The sequence below is a fragment of the Jiella sonneratiae genome, assembly GCF_017353515.1.
GTDB classification, from domain to species: Bacteria; Pseudomonadota; Alphaproteobacteria; order Rhizobiales; family Rhizobiaceae; genus Jiella; species Jiella sonneratiae.
Genome location: NZ_JAFMPY010000003.1, coordinates 378124 through 398527, shown reverse-complemented (window position 1 = coordinate 398527; position 20404 = coordinate 378124). Strand labels below are relative to the sequence as shown.

At 67.7% G+C, this 20404-nt stretch carries 17 protein-coding genes; 10 read left to right on the top strand and 7 right to left on the bottom strand.

Annotation, left to right across the window (positions count from 1 at the left end):
- Window positions 1–528 precede the first annotated feature (528 nt).
- Window positions 529–978, bottom strand: coding sequence for a helix-turn-helix domain-containing protein (locus J1C47_RS04075; RefSeq protein WP_207349435.1), 450 nt, complete (start codon window positions 976–978; stop codon window positions 529–531).
- A gap of 68 nt (window positions 979–1046) precedes the next feature.
- On the opposite strand from J1C47_RS04075, the gene J1C47_RS04070 reads away from it, so the two are divergent.
- Complete coding sequence (locus J1C47_RS04070; protein ID WP_207349434.1) at window positions 1047–2324, top strand: MFS transporter; 1278 nt, start codon at window positions 1047–1049, stop codon at window positions 2322–2324.
- A gap of 270 nt (window positions 2325–2594) precedes the next feature.
- On the opposite strand, the gene J1C47_RS04065 is transcribed toward J1C47_RS04070, so the two are convergent.
- The gene (locus J1C47_RS04065) at window positions 2595–3041 is read right to left on the bottom strand and encodes a host attachment family protein (RefSeq protein ID WP_207349458.1); all 447 of its coding nucleotides are present in this window, start codon (window positions 3039–3041) and stop codon (window positions 2595–2597) included.
- A gap of 245 nt (window positions 3042–3286) precedes the next feature.
- Here J1C47_RS04065 and J1C47_RS04060 point away from each other — a divergent pair, with 245 nt between their 5' ends.
- Window positions 3287–4054 carry a cell wall hydrolase gene (locus tag J1C47_RS04060; RefSeq protein ID WP_245396333.1) on the top strand — a complete coding sequence of 256 codons (768 nt, stop codon included), beginning with the start codon at window positions 3287–3289 and terminating at the stop codon, window positions 4052–4054.
- A gap of 46 nt (window positions 4055–4100) precedes the next feature.
- Here J1C47_RS04060 and J1C47_RS04055 read toward each other — a convergent pair whose 3' ends face one another.
- A complete protein-coding gene (locus J1C47_RS04055; protein WP_207349433.1) occupies window positions 4101–5003 on the bottom strand; it encodes a LysR substrate-binding domain-containing protein in 903 nt (300 codons plus the stop codon).
- Between the two features lie 100 nt (window positions 5004–5103).
- On the opposite strand from J1C47_RS04055, the gene J1C47_RS04050 reads away from it, so the two are divergent.
- The 4 genes from J1C47_RS04050 to J1C47_RS04035 all read left to right on the top strand — a co-directional run bounded on the left by J1C47_RS04050 (window position 5104) and on the right by J1C47_RS04035 (window position 10207).
- Window positions 5104–5391, top strand: a complete 288-nt coding sequence (locus tag J1C47_RS04050) for a hypothetical protein (RefSeq protein ID WP_207349432.1) — start codon at window positions 5104–5106, stop codon at window positions 5389–5391.
- Window positions 5392–5928: 537 nt separating this feature from the next.
- Window positions 5929–7707: a methyl-accepting chemotaxis protein gene (locus J1C47_RS04045; RefSeq protein ID WP_245396332.1), complete on the top strand. Its 1779-nt coding sequence runs from the start codon at window positions 5929–5931 to the stop codon at window positions 7705–7707.
- Window positions 7707–8189: a chemotaxis protein CheW gene (locus J1C47_RS04040; protein ID WP_207349431.1), complete on the top strand. Its 483-nt coding sequence runs from the start codon at window positions 7707–7709 to the stop codon at window positions 8187–8189. Before J1C47_RS04045 ends, J1C47_RS04040 begins: the two co-directional genes overlap by 1 nt.
- Window positions 8190–8425: 236 nt before the next feature.
- Window positions 8426–10207 carry an SLC13 family permease gene (locus tag J1C47_RS04035; RefSeq protein WP_207349430.1) on the top strand — a complete coding sequence of 594 codons (1782 nt, stop codon included), beginning with the start codon at window positions 8426–8428 and terminating at the stop codon, window positions 10205–10207.
- A gap of 32 nt (window positions 10208–10239) precedes the next feature.
- Here J1C47_RS04035 and ppdK read toward each other — a convergent pair whose 3' ends face one another.
- The 3 genes from ppdK to J1C47_RS04020 form a co-directional block, all read right to left on the bottom strand.
- Entirely contained in the window at window positions 10240–12900 is a 2661-nt protein-coding gene (ppdK, locus tag J1C47_RS04030; protein WP_207349429.1) for a pyruvate, phosphate dikinase, read from the bottom strand.
- Between the two features lie 225 nt (window positions 12901–13125).
- Window positions 13126–13926, bottom strand: a complete 801-nt coding sequence (locus J1C47_RS04025) for a DsbA family protein (protein WP_207349428.1) — start codon at window positions 13924–13926, stop codon at window positions 13126–13128.
- A 160-nt stretch (window positions 13927–14086) separates the two neighbouring features.
- Complete coding sequence (locus J1C47_RS04020) at window positions 14087–14617, bottom strand: DUF721 domain-containing protein (RefSeq protein WP_207349427.1); 531 nt, start codon at window positions 14615–14617, stop codon at window positions 14087–14089.
- A 315-nt stretch (window positions 14618–14932) separates the two neighbouring features.
- On the opposite strand from J1C47_RS04020, the gene mutY reads away from it, so the two are divergent.
- Window positions 14933–16063 (top strand): A/G-specific adenine glycosylase, encoded by a 1131-nt coding sequence (gene mutY, locus J1C47_RS04015; RefSeq protein ID WP_207349426.1) that lies wholly within the window; start codon window positions 14933–14935, stop codon window positions 16061–16063.
- Entirely contained in the window at window positions 16053–16679 is a 627-nt protein-coding gene (locus J1C47_RS04010) for an HAD family hydrolase (protein ID WP_207349425.1), read from the top strand. Before mutY ends, J1C47_RS04010 begins: the two co-directional genes overlap by 11 nt.
- Before the next feature lie 54 nt (window positions 16680–16733).
- Here J1C47_RS04010 and J1C47_RS04005 read toward each other — a convergent pair whose 3' ends face one another.
- The gene (locus J1C47_RS04005) at window positions 16734–18251 is read right to left on the bottom strand and encodes a sensor histidine kinase (RefSeq protein ID WP_207349424.1); all 1518 of its coding nucleotides are present in this window, start codon (window positions 18249–18251) and stop codon (window positions 16734–16736) included.
- A gap of 236 nt (window positions 18252–18487) precedes the next feature.
- On the opposite strand from J1C47_RS04005, the gene J1C47_RS04000 reads away from it, so the two are divergent.
- Both J1C47_RS04000 and J1C47_RS03995 read left to right on the top strand, forming a co-directional pair.
- On the top strand, window positions 18488–19975 hold the full coding sequence (locus J1C47_RS04000; RefSeq protein ID WP_207349423.1) for an RAD55 family ATPase: 1488 nt from the start codon (window positions 18488–18490) through the stop codon (window positions 19973–19975).
- Window positions 19975–20343 (top strand): response regulator transcription factor, encoded by a 369-nt coding sequence (locus tag J1C47_RS03995; RefSeq protein WP_207349422.1) that lies wholly within the window; start codon window positions 19975–19977, stop codon window positions 20341–20343. The genes J1C47_RS04000 and J1C47_RS03995 overlap by 1 nt, the downstream gene beginning before the upstream one ends.
- Window positions 20344–20404 lie beyond the last annotated feature (61 nt).

Genomic DNA, 20404 nt, shown 5'->3' with positions numbered 1-20404 from the left:
CCACGACAAGCATCCCAACTCGGCCTCCGATCAATCTCGGAAGGCACTTTGAACCCCTGCGTCACAGGGGTCCCGTTTGGACGCCGATCACCCCTGAAACGGGGTCCTTATTCCACGCCGATTCACAGCCGAGCGTCTCTTCTGGCTAAAGACCCAGTTTCCGCCACTCGTTGATGCGCAGATTTTCGCTGCGATCCCGTGCTGAAGCCATCGACACGGGAGAGAGTTCGGTATTTGTTACACCTCCTCCGCCATTTCGGTCTTGTCCGGCCCGGAGACATAGCCCTTCTGGCGAACGAATTACCGCCGAATGCTGCCGTTTCCCGTCTACAATACGATCTCCTGTGGCGACGCTGCCGAGGCGCACGGTGCCGCCTTTATTCCCCCTCTTCGGGGTCGAACAGGCACGACCTTGACCGTGGCAGGCTTGATGGAGGGCGACTGCGTGAGCCCTCCCTTTAAACTGAAGCCGACCCGGCCGTGTCGCGACCACCGGCCGAGCGCGTCCGCAACCGCGCTTCTTGATGCTCAGGAGGGCGGGAGGTTGCCTCTCGCCTTCGACTTCTCCGTGTTTCCACGTTTCTTTCCATGTCTGCCCGCCACGTCCACCAGCCGCCGGAACGTCGGGCATTCCATATGCGAAGGCGCACGACAGTCGGCGACATGACGGAGCGTGTCGCGCAAGGCGGTCAACTCGTGGATTTGCCGGTCGATCTCGTCGGCTTTCCGATGGAGAACGTCGCGCGGCAGGTCCGGCATGCCGTTGCGGCCGAACATGCCGGAGATTTCCGCCAGCTGGAACCCCGCCGCCTTGCCCATGGAGATCAGCTTGAGCTGCAACAACACCTCCGGCGGGAACTGCCTGCGCATGCCATGCCGCGAGACCGAGGAAATCAACCCGGCCTTTTCGTAGTAACGCAGCGCCGAGGGCCTGATTCCGCTTTGTGCCGCGACCTCGCCGATATCCAGGAATTTCATGCTTGACCTCAAGTTGACTTTAACTGGCAACCTGCTCCCGACTGGAAATTCAGGCAAGGGGCAAAGGAATGGAGCGGACGGAAACATGCGCAACGGAACCATGCGCATCGGCGAAAACGCGGTCGGTCACTATAACGCTGGCCATGGCGATGCTGCTGGCCTCGTTGGGCACCAGCATTGCCAATATCGCGCTGCCGACGCTGGCCGAAGCATTCTCGGCGCCGTTCGCGCAGGTGCAGGGGGTCGTCGTCGCCTATCTTGCGGCCCTGACGATCTCGGTCGTCATCGCGGGCTGGCTTGGTGACGGTTACGGACTGAAACCAATGCTCGTCACGGGTCTCGCCGTCTTCGCCGCCGGGACGCTGCTGTGCGCGGTTGCGCCGAACCTGTGGCTGTTGATCGGCGCGCGGGCGGTGCAGGGCATCGGCGCGTCATTCCTCATGACGCTCGCCATGGCGCTGATGCGTCAGACGGCGGGCGAGATGCGTGTCGGGCGCGCCATGGGCCTGCTCGGCACGGTATCGGCACTGGGAACGGCACTCGGCCCCTCGCTCGGCGGTCTGATGATTCCCATCACCGGATGGCGTGGCATCTTCTGGGTGCAGGTGCCGCTGGCGGTGCTTGCCCTGATCCTCGCCGCCAGGACGCTGCCGCACGGGCCGGAGAAAAGAAAGCCGCGCGCCGCAGGTTCATGGTCCATGATCGATCGGCGCCTCGCGCCCAATCTTGCCGTCAACATACTGGTGGCGGCGGTCATGATGGCGACGCTGGTGGTCGGCCCCTTCTATCTGAGCCTCGGTCTCGGCCTGGAGGCAGGACATGTGGGCCTCGTGATGGCGGTCGGTCCGGTGATTTCCATCTTCAGCGGGGTCCCGGCTGGCCGGCTCGTCGACGGCTGGGGAAGTGGCCGTGTGCTTGCCGTCGGACTGATCCTGTTGACGGTCGGCGCGATGCTTCTGGCTCTTGCGCCAGATATGACGGGCGTCGGCGGCTATCTGTTGTCCATCATCGTGCTGACACCGGGATATCAGTTGTTTCAGGCGGCCAATAACACAGGCGCGCTGGCGAATGTGCCGAAGGACCGGCGCGGCACGGTTTCCGGCGCGTTGAACCTGTCGCGCAATATCGGGCTGATCGCCGGGGCATCGTTCATGGGAGCCGTCTTCGCCTTCGGCGTCGGAACCGAGGAGTTCACCAATGCCCTCCCGACGGATATCGCCGCCGGAATGCGCCTAACCTTCCTTCTGGCCGGTGCCATGATGCTCGTCGCGATGGGATCGCATTTGGCCGCCGTGAGCCCGCCAAACGCCCGCATTGACCGCCATTACCCACGCAATCGGCACTGAGACCGCCGATCGCGAAATAATTTCGATGATTTCCTCCGGGATCAGAGGCTCATGGCGGGCCCGTCCTGCCCGTCGTCGTCGGGCGCTGCCCGCCAGCGTCTCGAATGCCTGACCCGGCATGATTGCGGCCGGCGCCCACGGCCGGAATTTCATGGACGCATGCGGTCCCCGTGTCGTCCAACCAGGCGCCGGACGGCCGCCGCGGGGGTGGCCGTCCGGGCATTTGATCAATTGCGGCCGCGGCGGATGCCGCCGGGCGATGGTTCGCCGTCAGGCCGCGAGCAGCTGCTCGATCCTGTCGACCGGATGGTTGGTGAGGTCCTTCGCGACCTCGCCGACCACGCGCGCCTCGACCTCCTTGTGCAGATGCTGGCGCATCTCGCCGAGAATCTTCGGCGGCGCGACCAGGACGATCTTCTCGAAGCGGCCGCGATGCGCCATCCGGTAGAGCATCTCGGCGATCGATGCCGCAAAGCGCTCCTTGCCGAGTTCGTGCCAGTCGGTGTCCGCCACCGCCGAGCGGTGGCCGCTGCCGGCATCGCCGAGGCGGCCGGGGCGGTGGGCGCCCTGCTCGCGGTCCGGCGGGTTCTCCTGCTCCTCGACCCGGCGGATCTCGAAATTCGGCAGTTCGCCGTCGCCGACATTTTCCAGAAACAATGCCTTCTCCCCGTCGGCGACGAGGATCCAGGTCTTGTAGTCGATCGGCTTGTCGAACATGGCGATCTCCTTCTCGTTCGGCTGGCCGGCCATCGCCGGTCGTTTTTCTCCAACGTGCGAGACGGCGATTGCGTTTCGAGATCGCCGTTTGAGGCGGCGGCCGGCCGCTCGCATTTGAGGCAAATGTTAACCCTCTTGGCGAATTCTCAGCGATGCATGGCAAACGGGCACCACCCGTTAAGGCCCCGCCGACAATATCGCAGGCTCCAAACGCCCGAATCGAGACCGGTCATCCGAGTTCCTGCATGCTGTCACCGAAATCGGCACGAGCCCTGCGCAACCTCTCCCTCGTCCTTGTCGCCGCCAGCCTCACCGGCTGCGCCTCGTCCTCGATCTTCGGACGGCGGGTGATGAGCGAGCACGAATGCATGACGCGGGTCATGTATTTCGAATCCAACCGTTCGAGCCCCGAGGGCATGCTCGCCGTCGGCACGGTGGTGATGAACCGGGTGGAGAGCAAGCAGTATCCGAACAGCGTCTGCGCCGTCGTCGGCCAGCCGAACCAGTTCGCCCCGGGCGTCCTGACCCGCCGGATGGACCGCGGCAGCCGGCTTGCCGCCGCCATGGCGAGCAAGGTGCTGGACGGCGGGCGCCACCGCTACGTCGGCAACGCCAAGTTCTTCCATACCGCGGGCATGACCTTCCCCTACACCAACATGCACTATCTGGTGGAAGCCGGCGGCAACGTCTTCTACGAAAAGCGCAAGAACTCGCGCCAGAAGAGCGATCCCGCCTTCGTCAATCCGCCCGGGCTGGAGGCGGCCAACCGGGCCGCGCGGGTGATGCTGATGGGTTATCAGACGACGCCGGCCCAGACGATCTACGCCGCGCCCACGGCGCGCCTCGTCAAGTCCGCCCGGCAGGCGCAGCCCGCGGCGATCCCCCTGCCCGGGACGCCCCCGCAAGGCGATGTGGCAAGCCTCGGCGAGCGGCCGGCGCCGCGCGCCGGCGATGCCATGCTGGCGCCGATCAGCATCGACGAGATCATCGCCCAGGGCGGCGGCATCCAGTAGGCCCGCGCCCGGACCGGCGGCGCGGCGCGCCGCCGGCCAGCGGCCGTCAGGCGAAGATCCGTTCGCCGCGCCCGCCGATCTCCCTGAAGCTCGCGAGGACGTGCTGGCCGAGCTTTTCGGCGACCGGCCCCGCCCCCTCCCGGGTCATCAGATAGACGCGGTAGTTCGCGAGGGACGGCAGCCCGCCCGCCATGTCGAGGCGGACGAGATCGCGCGACAGGACGCTGATGGGCAGCGGCGCGATCGCAAGATCGGCGGCGACGGCGGCGATCTGCGCCTGGCAGTTCTTGCTCGTATAGGCGACCCGGTAGGCTAGGCCCGCTCTGTCCAGCGCGTCCAGCGCCGCGGCCCGCCACAGGCAGCCCTGGTCGGCGAGCGCCAGCGGCAGCGGATCGCGCCGCATCGCCGCGCCGTTGCGGTGGCCGACCCAGACCAGCGGCTCGCTATGCGCCTCGACGGACAGGAAGCCCGGATTTTCGTCGGTCGCGACCAGCGCCACGTCGAGCGTGCCCTCGATGCACTGGCGCTTCAGGTCGCCGCTCGATTCCAACCTGACGTCGACGTCCACCTGCGGGTGCGTCGAGGCGAACATCTTCAGGATCGTCGGGATCGCGAAGATCCCGGCATCGTAGGGAGCCCCGAGCGACACCCGGCCCTCGACCGGCGGCGTGCGGAAATAGTCGAGCGCCTCGTCGTTGAGCTTCAGCATGCGGCGGGCGACGCCGAGGAGATATTCGCCGTCGACCGTCAGTTCGACGGCGCGCGTCTCGCGCCTGAACAGCGCCCGCCCCACCGTCTCCTCCAGCCGCTTGACCTGCAGGCTGACCGCCGAGGGCGAGCGGAAGACCCGCTCGGCGGCGCGGCTGAAATTGCCGCTTTCGCAGATCGCGACGAAGGTACGCGCGAGGTCGATGTCGAGATTGGTGACGGTCGGGACGAGCTGGTTCACGGCGGCACAATCCTATTTATGAGCTTTCCTCACGATGTAAGTTAATTCTTTTCGTTAGACTCATCAATCCCGATCGCCCACCTTGTCCGTATCGAAGGACATGGAGGAAGCGATGCTTCAGAATATCTATCTGCCCACCGTCGACGGTCCGTCGCACAGCCGGGACGGCCTGGGACTGCGCGGCTGGCTGCGTTCGTGGACGGCCGAGCGCCGGCACCAGAAGCTGCGCCGCGACGCGATCGCGACGCTGCTGCGGGTCGACGACGACATCCTGCGTGACGTCACCGGCCTCGAACGCCGGCAGGTCGAGGCCGCGGCGCGGCTGCCTCTCTGTATCGACGCGCTCGAGCATCTGCAAAGGCTGCAGCAGCGGCAGATGCGGGGATGAACGGGCCGCGACCCGCGGGCACGAGGGATCCGCTGCGTCCGTCGGACGCGGCGGCTCTCGCCGCTCCGGACGGGAATGTTCCCGGCGCATGGAGGTGGCCGGTGTCGCATCGAAGCCTCGGCACTCCCGCCGCCTGCCGCAAATGCCTTTGCCGAGTTGCAAAGCGAATATTATAAAAATTGTCTCGTCCGTGCGATTCCAAGATGAATGCACGACTTATGTCTTCTGGGTCGATAACTTCTCGTTGTTCTATCAGATTTTTTCTTTGCTGCCGTTGTCCGATCGGGCCGTTCCGGTTGCCGCCGACAGTCGCCAGGACAAACGCAGATTTCGGCGACGGGCAGTACAATCATAGACTTGCATTGGATCACGCCTGAAGTTTTTGCACATTTTTAATCCGTTCTGCCTTATTCGTAGGCGGCGATACATCCAGGAAAATTAGTAAAATCCAATAAAACCAGCGCCGTGCGCATAGCTTTCCCTGCTGATCAGGGCCAGCGGCACGGTTGGCGAAACATGGACCGAATGGAGGAGTGCATGTTCGGTATCAACGGCAAGGCGGCGGCAGCGGCACAAGTCCTCGCGGCGCTCGACAAATCCCTGGCGATCATCGAGTTCAAGCCCGACGGAACGATCGTCACGGCAAACAAGAATTTCTGTGCGGCGCTGGGTTACGACCTGAGCGAGATCGCCGGCAAGCATCATTCGATGTTCGTCGATCCCCAGGAAGTCCAGTCGGCGGCCTATCGCGACTTCTGGACAAAGCTCGCCCGCGGCGAGTTCGATGCCCGCCAGTACAAGCGTTTCGGCAAGGGCGGCAAGGAGATCTGGATCGAGGCGTCCTACAACCCGGTGCTTTCCGGCCGGAGCGTCGTAAGGGTCGTCAAGGTCGCCACGGACATCACCGCCGCCAAGCGCGAGGCGAGCGAGCGGGCCGGCAAGCTCGACGCCCTCTCCCGCGCCCAGGCGACGATCGAATTCTCCCTCGATGGGACGATCCTCACCGCCAACGAGAACTTCTGCAAGGCTCTCGGCTACGCCCTCGACGAGATCAAGGGGCGCCATCATTCGATGTTCGTCGACCCGGCCTATGCTGCCAGCGGCGACTATCGGGAGTTCTGGGCGAAGCTCGGCCGGGGCGAATTCGTCGCGGACGAGTTCAAGCGCCTCGGCAAGGGCGGCAAGGCGGTTCACATCCAGGCCTCGTACAATCCGATCTTCGATCCGAACGGCCGGGTCAGCAAGGTCGTCAAGTTCGCCACCGACGTCACCGGCCGTGTCGAGGCCGTCGGAACCATCGCGAAGGCGCTCGGACGCCTTGCCGACGGCGACGTGTCGCAGGAACTCGATGTCGCCTTCATTCCCAGCCTCGACAGGCTGCGGCAGGACTTCAACGCCTCGGTGGCGGTGCTGCGCGACGCGCTCAACTGCGTGAGCGATACCGCTGCGACGATCGCCGCGGCCACCAGCGAGATCCGCGTCGCCTCCGACGATCTCGCCCGGCGCACCGAACAACAGGCCGCCTCGGTGGAGGAGACGTCGGCGGCGCTCGGCGAACTCACCGACACGGTGCGCGGGTCGGCGGCCCGGGCCGAAGAGGCCGGCGCGCTGGTCGGCAAGACCAAGGCGAGCGCCGAGGCCTCCGGCAAGGTGGTGACGCGGGCCGTCGCAGCGATGAGCGAGATCGAAGCGTCCTCGTCCCAGATCTCGCAGATCATCGGGGTCATCGACGAGATCGCCTTCCAGACCAACCTCCTGGCGCTGAATGCCGGCGTCGAGGCGGCGCGGGCCGGCGAGGCCGGCAAGGGTTTCGCCGTCGTCGCCCAGGAAGTCCGCGCCCTCGCCCAGCGTTCGGCCGAGGCCGCCAAGGAGATCAAGGGGCTGATCCAGAAGTCGTCGTCGCAGGTCGAAGAAGGCGTCAAGCTCGTCGGCGAGACCGGCGCGGCACTGCAGGGCATCGTCTCGGAGGTCCAGTTCATCGACCAGAACGTCCGGGCGATCGTCGAGGCGGCGCGTTCGCAGGCCGTCGGCCTTGCCGAGATCAACAAGGCGGTCGGGTCGATCGACGAGGGCACCCAGCAGAACGCCACGATGGTCGAGGAATCGACGGCGGCCTGCCACAACCTCGTCGAACAGACCCAGGAGCTCGACGCGCTGATCGGCCGCTTCTCCATCGCCCGCAAACGCGACGCCGCGAACGCCCCCCGCAAGCGGCCGGCCGAGTCCCCCGTGCGTAAACTTCAAAGCAACCTGAAGCATGCATATTCGACGGCGGGAAACACTGCGCTCAAGCAGAACGACTGGGAAGACTTCTGATGCTCGCTCAGACTTTGGACATCACCGATCTCGGCGCTGCCGCCATCGAGATCATCGCATTCGAGATCGGCGGCCAGCAGTTCTGCGTCCGCACGACGGCGGTCCGCGAAATCCGGGGGTGGACGAAATCCACCCCCCTGCCCGGCTCCCCGCACGAGGTCATGGGCATGATGAACCTGCGCGGTTCGATCATCCCCATCGTCAACATGGCGTCGAAGCTCGGCATGGCGCCGTCCGAGCCCGACGCCCGCAGCGCGGTGATCGTCGCCGAGGTGCAGAGCGCGGTGATCGGCCTCCTGGTCGACCGGGTGGCCGACATCCTGACGGTCGAGGCCAGCGCCGTCCAGCCGACGCCGGAAATGCGCGGCAGCTTCACCGGCGGCTACGTCACCGGCGTCCTCGCCACCGCCCACGGCATGATCTGCTTCCTCGACCTCGACAAGATGTTCGCCGGCTTCACGATGGACGAGGAAGCCGCCTGAGGCGAGCGGCGCCCCCGGCTTTCCGGCCTCACTGACGGGCACCGCAAGCGACCGCATGCGGTGCTTTTTTCGTGCGGCTCCGGCCCGATCCCGCGCCGCCGCCGGTAGCAACGCCGCCCGGCACAGCCGCGTCAGGCCTGCCTCGGGGTTGCGGATTCGGCGGTTTTCGCAATGGCCACCTTGCCTTGGCCACCGCCGACAACAGCTTTGTGCCGTCTCTCTCGATCCGGACGCACATGGCCGACTTTCTCGCGCAGCATTCCGCCCTCATCGGGCTGGCCATCATCACCCTCGTCTTCATCGCCTTCGCCATCGAGCGCTATCCGCCCGAAGTGGTCGCGGTGGGCGGTGCCGTCGCCTTCCTGCTCTGCGGCTACGTGAAGACCGAGGAGATCGCCTCGGTCTTCTCCAATCCCGCCCCGATCACCATCGCGGCGATGTTCGTCCTGTCGGGCACGCTGGTCCGCACCGGGCTTCTCGACGCGGCGGCGAGCTGGCTGGTCAGCCGGGCGGCGAGCCGACCGGCCGCAGCGCTCGTCGCGACCGCCGCCGGCGTCATCTTCGCCTCCGCCTTCATCAACAACACGCCGGTGGTGATCGTGCTCATCCCGATCGCCATCGAGATCGCCCGGACCCTGAACATCGCCGAGACGAAGCTGCTGATGCCGCTGTCCTTCGTCACCATCCTCGGCGGCACCTGTTCGATGATCGGCACCTCGACCAACCTCCTCGTCGACGGCGTCGCCCGTGGCCAGGGGCTCGAACCCTTCACGATCTTCGAGATCACCCCGGTCGGCATCGTCACGGCGGTGGTCGGGCTCCTCTATCTCGCCCTCGTCGGCTGGCGGCTGCTGCCGTCCCGCGACGGCGTCGGCAGCAAGCTCTCCGACGGCGGCGAGGAGGGCTATTTCACCGAGGTGGTCGTCAGGGAAGGCGCCAATGCCGTCGGCAAGCCGCTCGGCGAGGTCGGCGCGCTGTCGGCCCGCGGCATCAGGCCGGTGGCGGTGCGCCGCGGCGCCGAGACGCTGCGCCGGGACCTTGCCGAGGTGGTGCTGCAGAAGGCCGACCGGATCATCATGTATGCCAGTCCCGAGGAGATCCTGACGCTGCGGGCGAGCGACGGCTTTCGCATCGCCCGCAGCCAGCCGGTGCGCCCCGGCGAGGAGCGGATCGTCGTCGAGGCGACGGTCGCGCCGCACCGGCGCGGCATCGGCCGCGGCGCCTTCGAACTCTCGGGCCTTTCCGGCACCGGGACCTCCGTCCTCGGCGTGCAGCGGCACCGCCACGTGCCGGGGCCGAGCCTGCAGGAAGTCAGGCTGCGCCCCGCCGATCGGCTGCTGCTCGAGGGCCCGGTGGAGGCGATCGCGCGGATCTCCGACGAGAACGACCTCGTCGGCGTCAACGTCTCGGCTGCCCGCCGCTTCCGCCGCGAGAAGGCGCCGCTCGCCATCGCCGCCCTCGCTCTGGTGATTCTCGTCTCGGCCTTCGGCCTCGCCCGCATCCAGACCGCCGCCTTCGTCGCCATCGCCGCGATCCTGCTGCTCCGGGTGATCGACGCCGACGAAGCCTGGCGCACCATCCGCGGCGACCTGCTGATCCTGATCTTCGCCATGCTGGCGATCGGCACCGGCATGGAAAAGGCCGGGACGGCGCAGATGCTCGTCGACGCGTTCACGCCGCTGATCGAGCATGCGCCCTATTTCGTCGTGCTTCTGGTGGTCTACGGCCTGTCGTCCTTCCTCACCGAGATCGTCACCAACAACGCCGTCGCGGTGATCGTGACGCCGATCGCGGTGGCGCTGGCGACGAAGCTCGGGGTCGATCCGCGCGGGCTGGTGGTCGCGGTGATGTTCGGGGCCTCGGCCTCTTTCGCGACGCCGATCGGCTACCAGACCAACACGCTGGTCTATGCGGCGGGCAACTACCGCTTCATCGACTTCATCAAGGTCGGACTGCCGATGAACATCATCGTCGGCATCGCGACGACGATCGCGATCTATTTCTATTACGGCAGCTGACGGCGCACCGGCGCTTCGCCGAAAGCCATGGCTCAGCGGCGGCCCCGCGTCCGTCCCGAGCGGCTGAGCCGGATCGCCGACTGCGCCGCGGCGAGCCGCGCGATCGGCACGCGGAAGGGCGAGCAGGAGACGTAGTCGAGGCCGGTCTCCTCGAAGAAGGCGATCGACGCCGGGTCGCCGCCCTGTTCGCCGCAGACGCCGAGCGAGATGTCGGGCTTGGTGCGCCGCGCCTTCTCGCAGGCGAGCGCGATCATCTCGCCGACGCCGTCGACGTCGACGGTCTGGAACGGGTCGCGGGTGAGGATGCCCTGGCGGACGTAGGTGGACAGGAAGTTCGCCGCGTCGTCGCGCGAGATGCCGTAGACCGTCTGGGTCAGGTCGTTGGTGCCGAAGGAGAAGAACTCCGCCGCCTCGGCGATCGTGTCGGCCCTGATGATCGCCCGCGGCAGCTCGATCATCGTGCCGACGAGATAGTCGATGCGCCGTTCCCGCTCGGCCATGACGTCGCTCGCCACGGCGTCGATCCGGGCCTTGAGGAAGTCGAGTTCGCGCCTGAGGCTGACGAGCGGCACCATGATCTCCGGCACCACCGCCGCGCCGGCCCGCTCGCCGGCTTCGATCGCCGCCTCGAAGATCGCCCGCGCCTGCATCTCGGCGATCTCCGGATAGGAGATCGCGAGGCGGCAGCCGCGATGGCCGAGCATCGGGTTGAACTCCTCGAGCGCCGCGATGCGCTGGCGCACGAACGCCTCGTCGACGGCAAGCTGCAGCGCCGTCTCGGCGATTTCGCTCTCGCTCTTCGGCAGGAATTCGTGCAGCGGCGGATCGAGCAGCCGGATCGTCACCGGCAGCCCGGCCATGATCTCGAACAGCTCGATGAAGTCCGAGCGCTGGATCGGCAGCAGCTTGTCGAGCGCCCGGCGCCGGCCGGTCTCGTCGGAGGCGAGGATCATCTCCCGCATCGCCTGGATGCGGTCGCCCTCGAAGAACATGTGCTCGGTGCGGCAGAGGCCGATGCCCTCGGCCCCGAAGCTGCGGGCGGCGCGGGCCTCGTGCGGCGTCTCGGCATTGGTGCGCACGCCCATGCGCCGGGCCGTGTCGGCAAAGGACATCAGGGTCGCGAAGTCGCCGGTCAGACTCGGCCGGATCAGCGGCACCGCGCCCTCGATCACCTCGCCGGACGAGCCGTCGATGGTGATCCGGTCGCCTTCCCTCAGCACCCGGTCGCCGGCATGCAGGAGCCCGCGCTCGGCATTGATGCGCAGCGAACCGGCGCCGGTCACGCAGGGCTTGCCGATGCCGCGGGCGACCACCGCGGCATGGCTGGTGGTGCCGCCGCGGATGGTCAGAACCCCTTCGGCGACGTGCATGCCGTGGATGTCTTCGGGATGCGTCTCGTTGCGCACCAGGATCACCGGCCGCGATTCCGCCGCCATCGCCTGGGCCCGTTCGGAGGTGAAGGCGATCTCGCCGCTGGCGGCGCCGGGCGACGCCCCCATGCCGCGGGCGAGCACGCTCAGGCCGGCGTCCCGGTCGATCGCCGGATGCAGCAGGAGGTCGAGCGAGGCGGGATCGATGCGCAGGATCGCCTCCTGCGGCTCGATGATGCCGTCGGCGACGAGTTCCACCGCCACGCGCACGGCCTCCGCCGCCTCGCGCCTGGCGCTGCGCGACTGCATGAGGAACAGCTCGCCGTCCCCCACCATGAACTCGACCTCGACGGCGTCGCCGATATGCGCCTCGATGCGCCGCACGTGCCGTGCGAGATCGGCGATGACCGGCGCGAAGGCCGAATTCGCATCCGCCGCGAGGGTCGCGAGATCGACCGGCTCGGGAACCGCGTCGAAGGCCTCGATGCGTCCGCCGGGCGCGAACTCGCCGGTCAGCGCCGCCTTGCCGGTGGAAAGGTCGCGCGACAGCGCCCGCCCGCGGCCGGATTTCTGGTTCCGCTCGTTGAAGATCATGCCGTGGATGGTGACCGCCAGCCCGGCATTTTCGGGGATGGCGTGGAGCATGCGGTGATTGCTCGCCCCGAGGCTCCGCCAGCTCGCAAAGCTCGCCTGCACCACCTCGACCAGCTGCTGCAGCGGCGTCTGCGGCACCACCGCATCGAGCTCGCGCTCGAGGAAATCGTGATAGCGGCCGATCAGCATCCGCCATTCGCTGGCGTTGCGCGGCTCGAGCCGCCAGCCGACGCGATCCTTCTCGCGGTCGGCGAGATCCTCGAACTCGGCGAGGTCCGCGTCGAAGACCAGGGCCGCATAGCTCTCGATGAAGCGGCGATAGCTGCGATAGGCAAAAGCGGTGTCGTGGAGTTCGGACGCGACGATCTCGACCGTCCGGTCGGTCAGCCCGACGTCGAGGACGCTCTCCGCCAGCCCAGGCATCTGCGTTCCGGCGCTGGTGCGCACGGCGAGCAGCAGGGGAAAGTGGTCGCCGCCGAAGCGCCTGCCGGTGACCTCTTCCAGCCACTCGACCGCGGATCTCAGATCGGCCTTCAGCGACTGGGGAAGGTCGCCGCCCGCCCCCTTCATCTCGCGCCAGGCATGGGTCGCGATGGTGAAGCCGGGCGGCACCGGCGCATCCAGCGAGGCGAGCAGCGCGAGATTCGCCCCCTTCAGTCCGAGCGACGCAACGGCGTCCGCCGTGCGCTCGGCATCGCCCTGCCTGAAGGTGTAGATCCGCTTGGGCATCCCTCTGCCATGTGTTTGGACGAGACCTGCGGCCGGTCAGCCGGCCTTTCTGTCACTGGTCTAAAGCATAACCGTGCCGCAGCCAATTGCTGCAATGCAAAAGGCTTAACCGCCGCGCCGTGCCGCGCCCCCCGCATGACGATCGCCGGCGCCGAACGCGAACGGGCCGGAGCGACTGCCCCGGCCCGCGAAGAATGGCGAGATCCGGCCGCAGCCGGGCCGTGGTCACATGTGCTTTTCGATCACCGCGCCCATTTCGGCCGCGCCGAGGGCGCCGGCATATTTGTCGCCGTTGACGAAGAAGGTCGGCGTCGCATTGACGCCGAACTCGTTCTCGCCGGCCTGCTGCACGTCGACGACCTTCTTCTGCAGTTCCTTGTCGTTGAGACAGGCCTTGAACTGGTCCTCGGTCATGCCGGCGAGCCGCGAGATCTTCAGGAGTTCCGCCGAGGCCTGATTCGAATAGGCCCATTGCGGCTGCTGGTCGAAGAGGACGTCGACCATGGCGATGCGCTTGGCGTCGTCGCCGGCGCAGCGCGCCAGCATGAAGGCGGCGAGCGCACGCGGATCGAAGGGGAACTCGCGTATGATCAGCTTCGCCTTGCCGGTGTCGATGTAGTCCTTCTTGATCTGCGGATAGGATTCCTGGTGGAAATCGCGGCAGTGCGAGCAGGTCATCGAGGCGTATTCGACGATGGTCACCGGCGCCTTCGCGTCGCCGATGACGACGTCCGGCAGCGCCTGCTTGGCCATCAGCTTCTCGACGTCGACGTGGCCCTCGGGCTCAGGCAGCTTGACGTCGCCCTTGGCGGCCGTCTCCGCCGGCTTGGCGTCGCCCGCCGCGTCGGAGGAGGACGCCTGGGCGAGGAGCAGCGGCCGGGTGCCGTTCTCCGCGGCATCGGCGAGGCGCGTCGCCTGCGGCACGGCGCCGACGGCGAAAAGCGCCGCCAGCGCGGCGGTCGCGGCAAGGCTGCGGCGCGTCTTCTTCTGCAGGGAGGCCTCGGGTTTCGCGGACTGGACTGTCATTGACGAATGTTCCTCTCGTTGCCGTTGAGCGGCGCTTCGCCGGGGTTTACGAAACAAGCGTGCCTTTTGAAAGGCTGGCTTTTGAAGTTCCCCGCCCGCTTTACGCTCTTGTGTTCGCCGCGACGATTACATTTCGTTCATGGCGCGGCGTGCGCGGCGGTCACCGCGGCGGCAGGCGGGCGAGCGTCGCCTCGGCATAGGCGACCAGCGCCGCCTTCAGCTTCGGATCCTCGATCCGGGCGACCATCGCCGCGATCTTCTCCCTGTCCCCGGCGCCGAGCGTGCGCATTCGCGGGCGCATGTCGCGCTTCGCCCGGGCGACGGGCTTCTGGACGAAGCGGATCTTTGCCACCGCGTGGAACCCGAAGAAACCGTTGACCCGCGACAGGATCTCGCCGGTCTGGTGCTGCAGCCGCAGCGCCGCCTTCGGCTCGGCCGCGACGACGAGGGTCGCCGGCGAAAAGGCGTCGCCCTGGGCCCTGTCCTTCGGCCATTGCAGCTTCTCTGGCAGCGTCGTCTCGGCGAGGCGGTCGCCGACGATGCCGGCCCAGGCCGCGACGAGGCCGGTGGTCATGCCGGCCTTGCGGCGCAGGATCGGGTCCATCAGCTCGCCCGAGACCTCGGCGAGGGGGCGAGCCCCCCTTGGCCGGCGCGGCGCCGGGCGCCGGGTCTCGTCGGATCGTCCGCTCATCGCGACTTGCCTTCGGCCATTTCGGCGGTCGCCGGGCGGCCCGCCTGCATCGGATGGCGCCATCCATAGAACGGCCCCGGCGCGTCCCGCAACTCGGCCGCAACTCGCCCGCAACTCTGGTTGCCCGGCCCCAGGGCCCGCCGCGTCCTGCGGCGCACGGCCACGGGCGCAGTTCGGCGGTTGTAAAGCCTCTGGGAGCATGCGACGAGATCCGGACGCGCCGGCCGGGGCATTCGGCCCGGGCCGCCGCCCCGAAACGCCCGCCTCCGGACCAACTGCCGACCGACCGACCGACAACCGACCGAGCGCCAATCCATGCAGACCGACGGTCCGAAGACGTTTTCCGCCGCGCTGCTCGCCTGGTACGACGTCCATCACCGGGCCCTGCCCTGGCGCGTCTCGCCGCAGGACCGCGCCGCGGGCGTCGCGCCCGATCCCTATCGCGTCTGGCTGTCGGAGATCATGCTGCAGCAGACGACCGTGGCGGTGGTGAAGGCCTATTTCGAAAAGTTCATCCGCCGCTGGCCGGACGTTTCGGCCCTCGCCGCCGCCCCTGAAGGCGAGGTTCTCGCCGCATGGGCGGGGCTCGGCTACTACGCCCGCGCCCGCAACCTCCATGCCTGCGCGAAGACGGTGTCGCGCCTTCATGACGGCCGGTTTCCCGAAACGGCGGCCGCGCTCAAGGCCCTGCCGGGCGTCGGCGACTACACCTCCGCGGCGATCGCGGCGATCGCCTTCGACGAGCCGGCGCCCGTCGTCGACGGCAATGTCGAGCGGGTCGTGACCCGGCTCGAGGCGATCGAGACGGCGCTGCCGCGGGCCAAGCCTCAGATCCGGGCGAAGACGGCCGAGCTGACGCCGCCGAAGCGCCCCGGCGACTTCGCGCAGGCGATGATGGATCTCGGGGCGACGATCTGCACCCCGACCCGGCCGGCCTGCGCCATCTGCCCGGTCCGCCCGTTCTGCACGGCGGCAAGGCGCGCGGATCCCGAGCGCTTCCCGGTGAAGGAGAAGAAGAAGGCCGTCCCGGCGCGCCGCGGCGCGGCCTTCGTCGCGAGGCGCGGCGACGGCGCGGTGTTCCTGCGCCGGCGGCCCGGCACCGGCATGCTCGGTGGCATGAGCGAACCGCCGACCACCGCCTGGTCGGCCCATGCCGACGGGGCGACCGGGGCCGCCGCCGCCCCCTTCCCCGCCGCATGGGCGAAGACCGGCGAGATCGAGCACGGCTTCACGCATTTCCGCCTGACGCTGGAAGTCTGGACCGCCGATCTCGCCGGCGATCCACCGGTCGAGGGCTGGTGGTCGACGCCCGCCGATGTCGCCGGCGAGGCCCTGCCGACCGTCATGCGCAAGGTCCTGAAGGCGGCGGCGGGCAGCGGCTCCTCCACCGGGCATCCCTCTCACAAGACAGGCAACAGCGAGCAGGAACCGTTTCATGACAGCTGAGACACCCAAGCACGTGGTGTTCGACATCGGCCGCGTGCTGATCCACTACGATCCGCATCTCGGGCTCGAGGAAGTCATCCCCGACGAGGCGGAGCGGCGGTTCTTTCTCGCCGAGGTCTGTACGCACGAATGGAATCTCGAGCAGGACCGCGGCCGGCCCTGGGCGGAAGCCGAAGCCGAGGCGATCGCCCGGCATCCGGACCGCGCCGATCAGATCCGCTCGTTCCGCCGCAACTGGTCGAAGATGGTGCCCCATGCCTATGACGACAGCGTCGGCCTGATGCTCGGCCTGATCGAGGCGGGCGTCGACGTCACCATGCTGACGAATTTCGCGCCGGACACCTTCGTCGAGGCCCGCGCGAAGTTTCCGTTTCTCGACCGCCCGCGCGGCGTCACGGTCTCCGGCGAGGTCCGCGAGATCAAGCCGGACCGCGCGATCTACGACCTGCACGTCGAACGCTTCGGTCTCGATCCGTCGGCGAGCCTGTTCATCGACGATTCGCAAAAGAACGTCGACGGCGCCCGCGCCGCCGGCTGGCAGGCGGTCCTCTTCGTGTCCCCCGGCCAGCTCGCCCGGGACCTTTCGGAACGCGGGCTGCCGGTCGCGGCCGGCTGATCGCCGCGTCGCGGTTCGGCGGCGACAGGGTGCCGGCCGTTGCGGCTCAGGATTTCAGCGGGAGATCGTCCTCAGTGGAATTTCCGCCTCGAGCCGCATGCCGGCGGGCGGCCAGGCGACGTCCAGCGTGCCCTCGAGCTGGGTTTCGACGCAGAGGCTGATCAGCCGCGAGCCGAAGCCCTTTTCGGCCGGCGCTCCGGCCAGTTCCGGCCCGCCGGTCTCGACCCAGCGAAACCGCAGCGTCTCGGCGTCGACGCTCCAGCCGATCGCCAGCCTGCCGTCCTCGCCGGAGAGGGCCCCGTATTTGGCGGCGTTGGTGGCCAGCTCGTGGAGCAGAAGCGCTACATAGGTGATCGAATTGACGCCGAGGCGCAGCGGCTCGCCGTCGATGGTAAGCCGATCGCCGCCGGGCTTGCGGAACGGCTCCACCAGGATCCGCACGAGCTCCGAAAAGACGATGTCCTGATAGTCCTTCTCGCAGTCTCCCGAGGTGACGGGCCGGATGAGGTCGTGGGCGCGGGCGAGCGAGAACAGCCTTCCCTGCAGCGCCTCGGCCATCCGGGCCGGGTCGCTGGCACTGCGCGCCGTCATCGAGATCATGCCGCGCACGATGGCGAAGAGGTTCTTGATGCGGTGGTGGAGTTCGCGCACCAGGAGGTGGCGGGCTTCCAGCGTCCGCTGGCGGGCCGTGGCGTCGCTGAAGAACAGCGTCGTCGCCTCGTCGCCGGGCACCAGCCTCGCCTCCAGCCAGCGCCCCATGTCGCCGCAGTGCACGAGGCCCTCATTGCCGGCGCCCGTCATGCGGACCGCCTCCACCATTGCGACGAACCTGTCGTCGTCGCCGACGGGAAACACGTCCCACAGCCTTTGCCCGGCGAGCGGACCGTCGGCACCGAGCAGCGCATGGGCGCCCCGATTGGCGTAGCCGACGACGAGGTCGGGGCCGAACGTCATGACGCCGTCGCCGGTCTTTTCGAGAACCAGCGCCAGCCGGGCACGGTCGGCATCCGCCTTCTCCTGCAGCTGCCGGCGCCTCTCCACCTCGATCCGCAGGCGGATCTCGCTCTCGACGCCCTTGGCGATCGCCTGCAGCGTCGCGATCTCGTCGACGGTCCAGCTCCGCGGCACAGAGTCGATGGCACAGAAGGAGCCGAGGACATGGCCGTCGGACGTCACCACCGGCACGCCGATATAGGCGATCACGCCGAGATCGCGGATGGCGGCATTCTCCGCGACCAGCGGGTGCGCCCTCGCGTCCTCGACGACCAGCATCCTGCGGGTCGCGACGACGTGCTGGCAGAAGGAATGGGTCAGCGGCGTCTCGCGCAGGCTCGCCGTGGGTTCCGGCAGGCCGGCCTGCGCCTTGAAGAACTGGCGGTCGCGGTCGACGAGCGAAAGCAGCGCGACCTTGGTGCCGAGGAGCCGCGTCGCCAGCTGAACGCCGCGGTCGAATACCTCCTCGGCCTCGGAATCGAGAAGCTGGCTGCTCCTGAGAAGGCCGAGCCGCTCCGGATCCGTCAACGGGCTCTCGATGGTGGATTCGAATTCGGATGTCTGGACGCAGTCCCGCATCAAGCGAACTTTCGTAGTGTTCTTCAGGCGACATCTCGCCGCTGGCGCAGGAAAGCTCCGGTCCCCGCGGGGATGTCGGAATTGCCTGCCAGTCATGTATTGCCGACGCGTCGCGCCTTCCCCTATGACGAAATAGGGCCGCTCGACGGCCGCAGTGCGTCCGAGTTAGCCGGTTTCCGATCGCGGGCAACTGCCGATGCAGGAGATTTCCGAGACATGGTCAAGTCGACAATTTTATGAACACCCGATCCACCGAGCTTAAGGCGTCGCCGCTTGCGCGAATCGAGAGCGGGCTTCCGAGCCTGGACGGCATCCTCGGCGGCGGCTTCGTCGAAGGCGCCTGCTACATCCTCCAGGGCTCGCCCGGCACCGGCAAGACCATCCTCGCCAACCAGATCTGCTTCGCACAGGCGGAACGGGGGGCGAAGGCCCTCTACATGACCCTGCTCTCCGAGAGCTTCTCGCAGATGTTCGGGTTCCTGGCCTCGCTCGACTTCTTCGACCTGACGAAGGTCCCGGCATTCATCTACTACGCCAGCGTCTATTCGACCCTCAAGAACGAGGGGCTCGGCAAGCTGCTGCACCTCATCGTCCACGAGGTGCGCGAGCGGCGCCCCAAGGTGCTGGTGTTCGACGGCATCTTCACCATCGACGAGTTCTTCGAGCGGGAAGCCGGTGAAAACCAGTTCCGACGCTTCCTCAACGAGCTGAGCGCGCTTGCCGCCCAGAACCGTCTGACCATCATCCTGATCACCAATTCCGACCGGCGTCCCTCCTCGCCGGAATACACCATGGTCGACGGCTGGATCGAGCTGATCGACGATCTCGCGCCCGATCAGCCGCGCCGTTACCTCACCGTCCACAAGCATCGCGGCGGGCCGATCCTGCGCGGCCGGCACGAATACCGCATCGCCGCGCCTGGCCTCCTCGTCTATCCCCGAATCGAGACGCGGGCAGTGCCCCGCGCGCTCGCCGAGGCGCCCTCCGGCCGCCTGACCAGCGGCATCGCCAGCCTCGACGCGATGATGGCCGGCGGCGTGCCGACGCGCTCGACCACCGCGGTGATCGGGCCGACCGGAAGCGGCAAGACGACGGTGGGCCTGCATTTCCTCGCCGCCGCGTGCGAGGCCGAGCCGGCCCTGTTCTTCGGCTTCTACGAGCCGCCGGCAAGGCTGATGCAGAAGGCCGAGGGTCTCGGCCTGGCGCTCGGCGAAAAGGTCGCGGCCGGGACCGCGCGGCTGATCTGGCAGCCGCCGGGCGAACGGCTCATCGACGAAATCGGCGAGAGCATCCTTCATGCGGTCGAGGCGTCGTCGGCGAAGCGCATCGTCATCGACGGCCTCGCCGAGACCTGCCGGCCGCTCGCCGACGAACAACGGCTGCGAAGCTTCCTGCGCTGTCTCAACGGGCAACTGCTCGGCCGCGGCGCCACCGTCTTCTACACATACGAGGTGCCGCGCCTGTTCTTCCCCGACGAGCTGGTCTCCGGCCGGTTCTCGGGACTTGTCGACAATACGCTGCTCTTGCACTATGCCCTCTCGGGTGAAACGGTGGAGCGTCGGGCCACCCTCCTGAAGGTGCGCGACAGCGACTTCGACCATCGCGGTCGAAGCTTCGCGATCGGCGACCGGGGGCTGGTGCTCGACACGACCGCCGACAGGACGGAAGCCGTCGGTTCCGCGGGGTCGCTCGACCGGCGGCCGACGTTCGGAGGCGGCGAGTGATGGCACGCATCCTTGTCGTCGAAGACGAGGCCATGCTGTTGATGCTGGCCTCGATCGCGCTGGAGGACCACGGCTACGAGGTCCTCACCGCGGCGAACGGCCGCAAGGGTCTCGAAATCGTCCGTCACGAGCGGATCGACGTCATCGTCACCGACTTCATGATGCCGGAGATGGACGGCATCGCCATGCTCACCGCCCTGCGTGCCGAAGGCTGCCCGATCCCTGCGATCATGACGACGGCGATTCCGCGCAACCAGCTGCCGACGGCGGGCCAGGGCCTTTTCGACCTCTATGTCGGCAAGCCCTACAACGAGGATCTTCTCGCCGGCTCGATCGGCGAGATGCTGGAGCGCGCGCCGACGGGGTGACCTCCCCTCGCCCACGCCGGCCCTGATCGCCGGGTCGCACGCCCCGATCCCTTCGCTTCAG

What these genes read in the sequence shown, in the direction of transcription:
- J1C47_RS04005 (WP_207349424.1), bottom strand. Translation starts at nt 18,251, where the DNA reads ATGCGGGACTGCGTCCAGACATCCGAATTCGAATCCACCATCGAGAGC.
- J1C47_RS04075 (WP_207349435.1), bottom strand. Translation starts at nt 978, where the DNA reads ATGAAATTCCTGGATATCGGCGAGGTCGCGGCACAAAGCGGAATCAGG.
- J1C47_RS04050 (WP_207349432.1), top strand. Translation starts at nt 5,104, where the DNA reads ATGGAGGAAGCGATGCTTCAGAATATCTATCTGCCCACCGTCGACGGT.
- J1C47_RS04025 (WP_207349428.1), bottom strand. Translation starts at nt 13,926, where the DNA reads ATGACAGTCCAGTCCGCGAAACCCGAGGCCTCCCTGCAGAAGAAGACG.
- J1C47_RS04010 (WP_207349425.1), top strand. Translation starts at nt 16,053, where the DNA reads ATGACAGCTGAGACACCCAAGCACGTGGTGTTCGACATCGGCCGCGTG.
- J1C47_RS04065 (WP_207349458.1), bottom strand. Translation starts at nt 3,041, where the DNA reads ATGTTCGACAAGCCGATCGACTACAAGACCTGGATCCTCGTCGCCGAC.
- J1C47_RS04000 (WP_207349423.1), top strand. Translation starts at nt 18,488, where the DNA reads ATGAACACCCGATCCACCGAGCTTAAGGCGTCGCCGCTTGCGCGAATC.
- J1C47_RS03995 (WP_207349422.1), top strand. Translation starts at nt 19,975, where the DNA reads ATGGCACGCATCCTTGTCGTCGAAGACGAGGCCATGCTGTTGATGCTG.
- J1C47_RS04045 (WP_245396332.1), top strand. Translation starts at nt 5,929, where the DNA reads ATGTTCGGTATCAACGGCAAGGCGGCGGCAGCGGCACAAGTCCTCGCG.
- J1C47_RS04070 (WP_207349434.1), top strand. Translation starts at nt 1,047, where the DNA reads ATGGAGCGGACGGAAACATGCGCAACGGAACCATGCGCATCGGCGAAA.
- ppdK (WP_207349429.1), bottom strand. Translation starts at nt 12,900, where the DNA reads ATGCCCAAGCGGATCTACACCTTCAGGCAGGGCGATGCCGAGCGCACG.
- J1C47_RS04035 (WP_207349430.1), top strand. Translation starts at nt 8,426, where the DNA reads ATGGCCGACTTTCTCGCGCAGCATTCCGCCCTCATCGGGCTGGCCATC.
- J1C47_RS04040 (WP_207349431.1), top strand. Translation starts at nt 7,707, where the DNA reads ATGCTCGCTCAGACTTTGGACATCACCGATCTCGGCGCTGCCGCCATC.
- J1C47_RS04020 (WP_207349427.1), bottom strand. Translation starts at nt 14,617, where the DNA reads ATGAGCGGACGATCCGACGAGACCCGGCGCCCGGCGCCGCGCCGGCCA.
- mutY (WP_207349426.1), top strand. Translation starts at nt 14,933, where the DNA reads ATGCAGACCGACGGTCCGAAGACGTTTTCCGCCGCGCTGCTCGCCTGG.
- J1C47_RS04060 (WP_245396333.1), top strand. Translation starts at nt 3,287, where the DNA reads ATGCTGTCACCGAAATCGGCACGAGCCCTGCGCAACCTCTCCCTCGTC.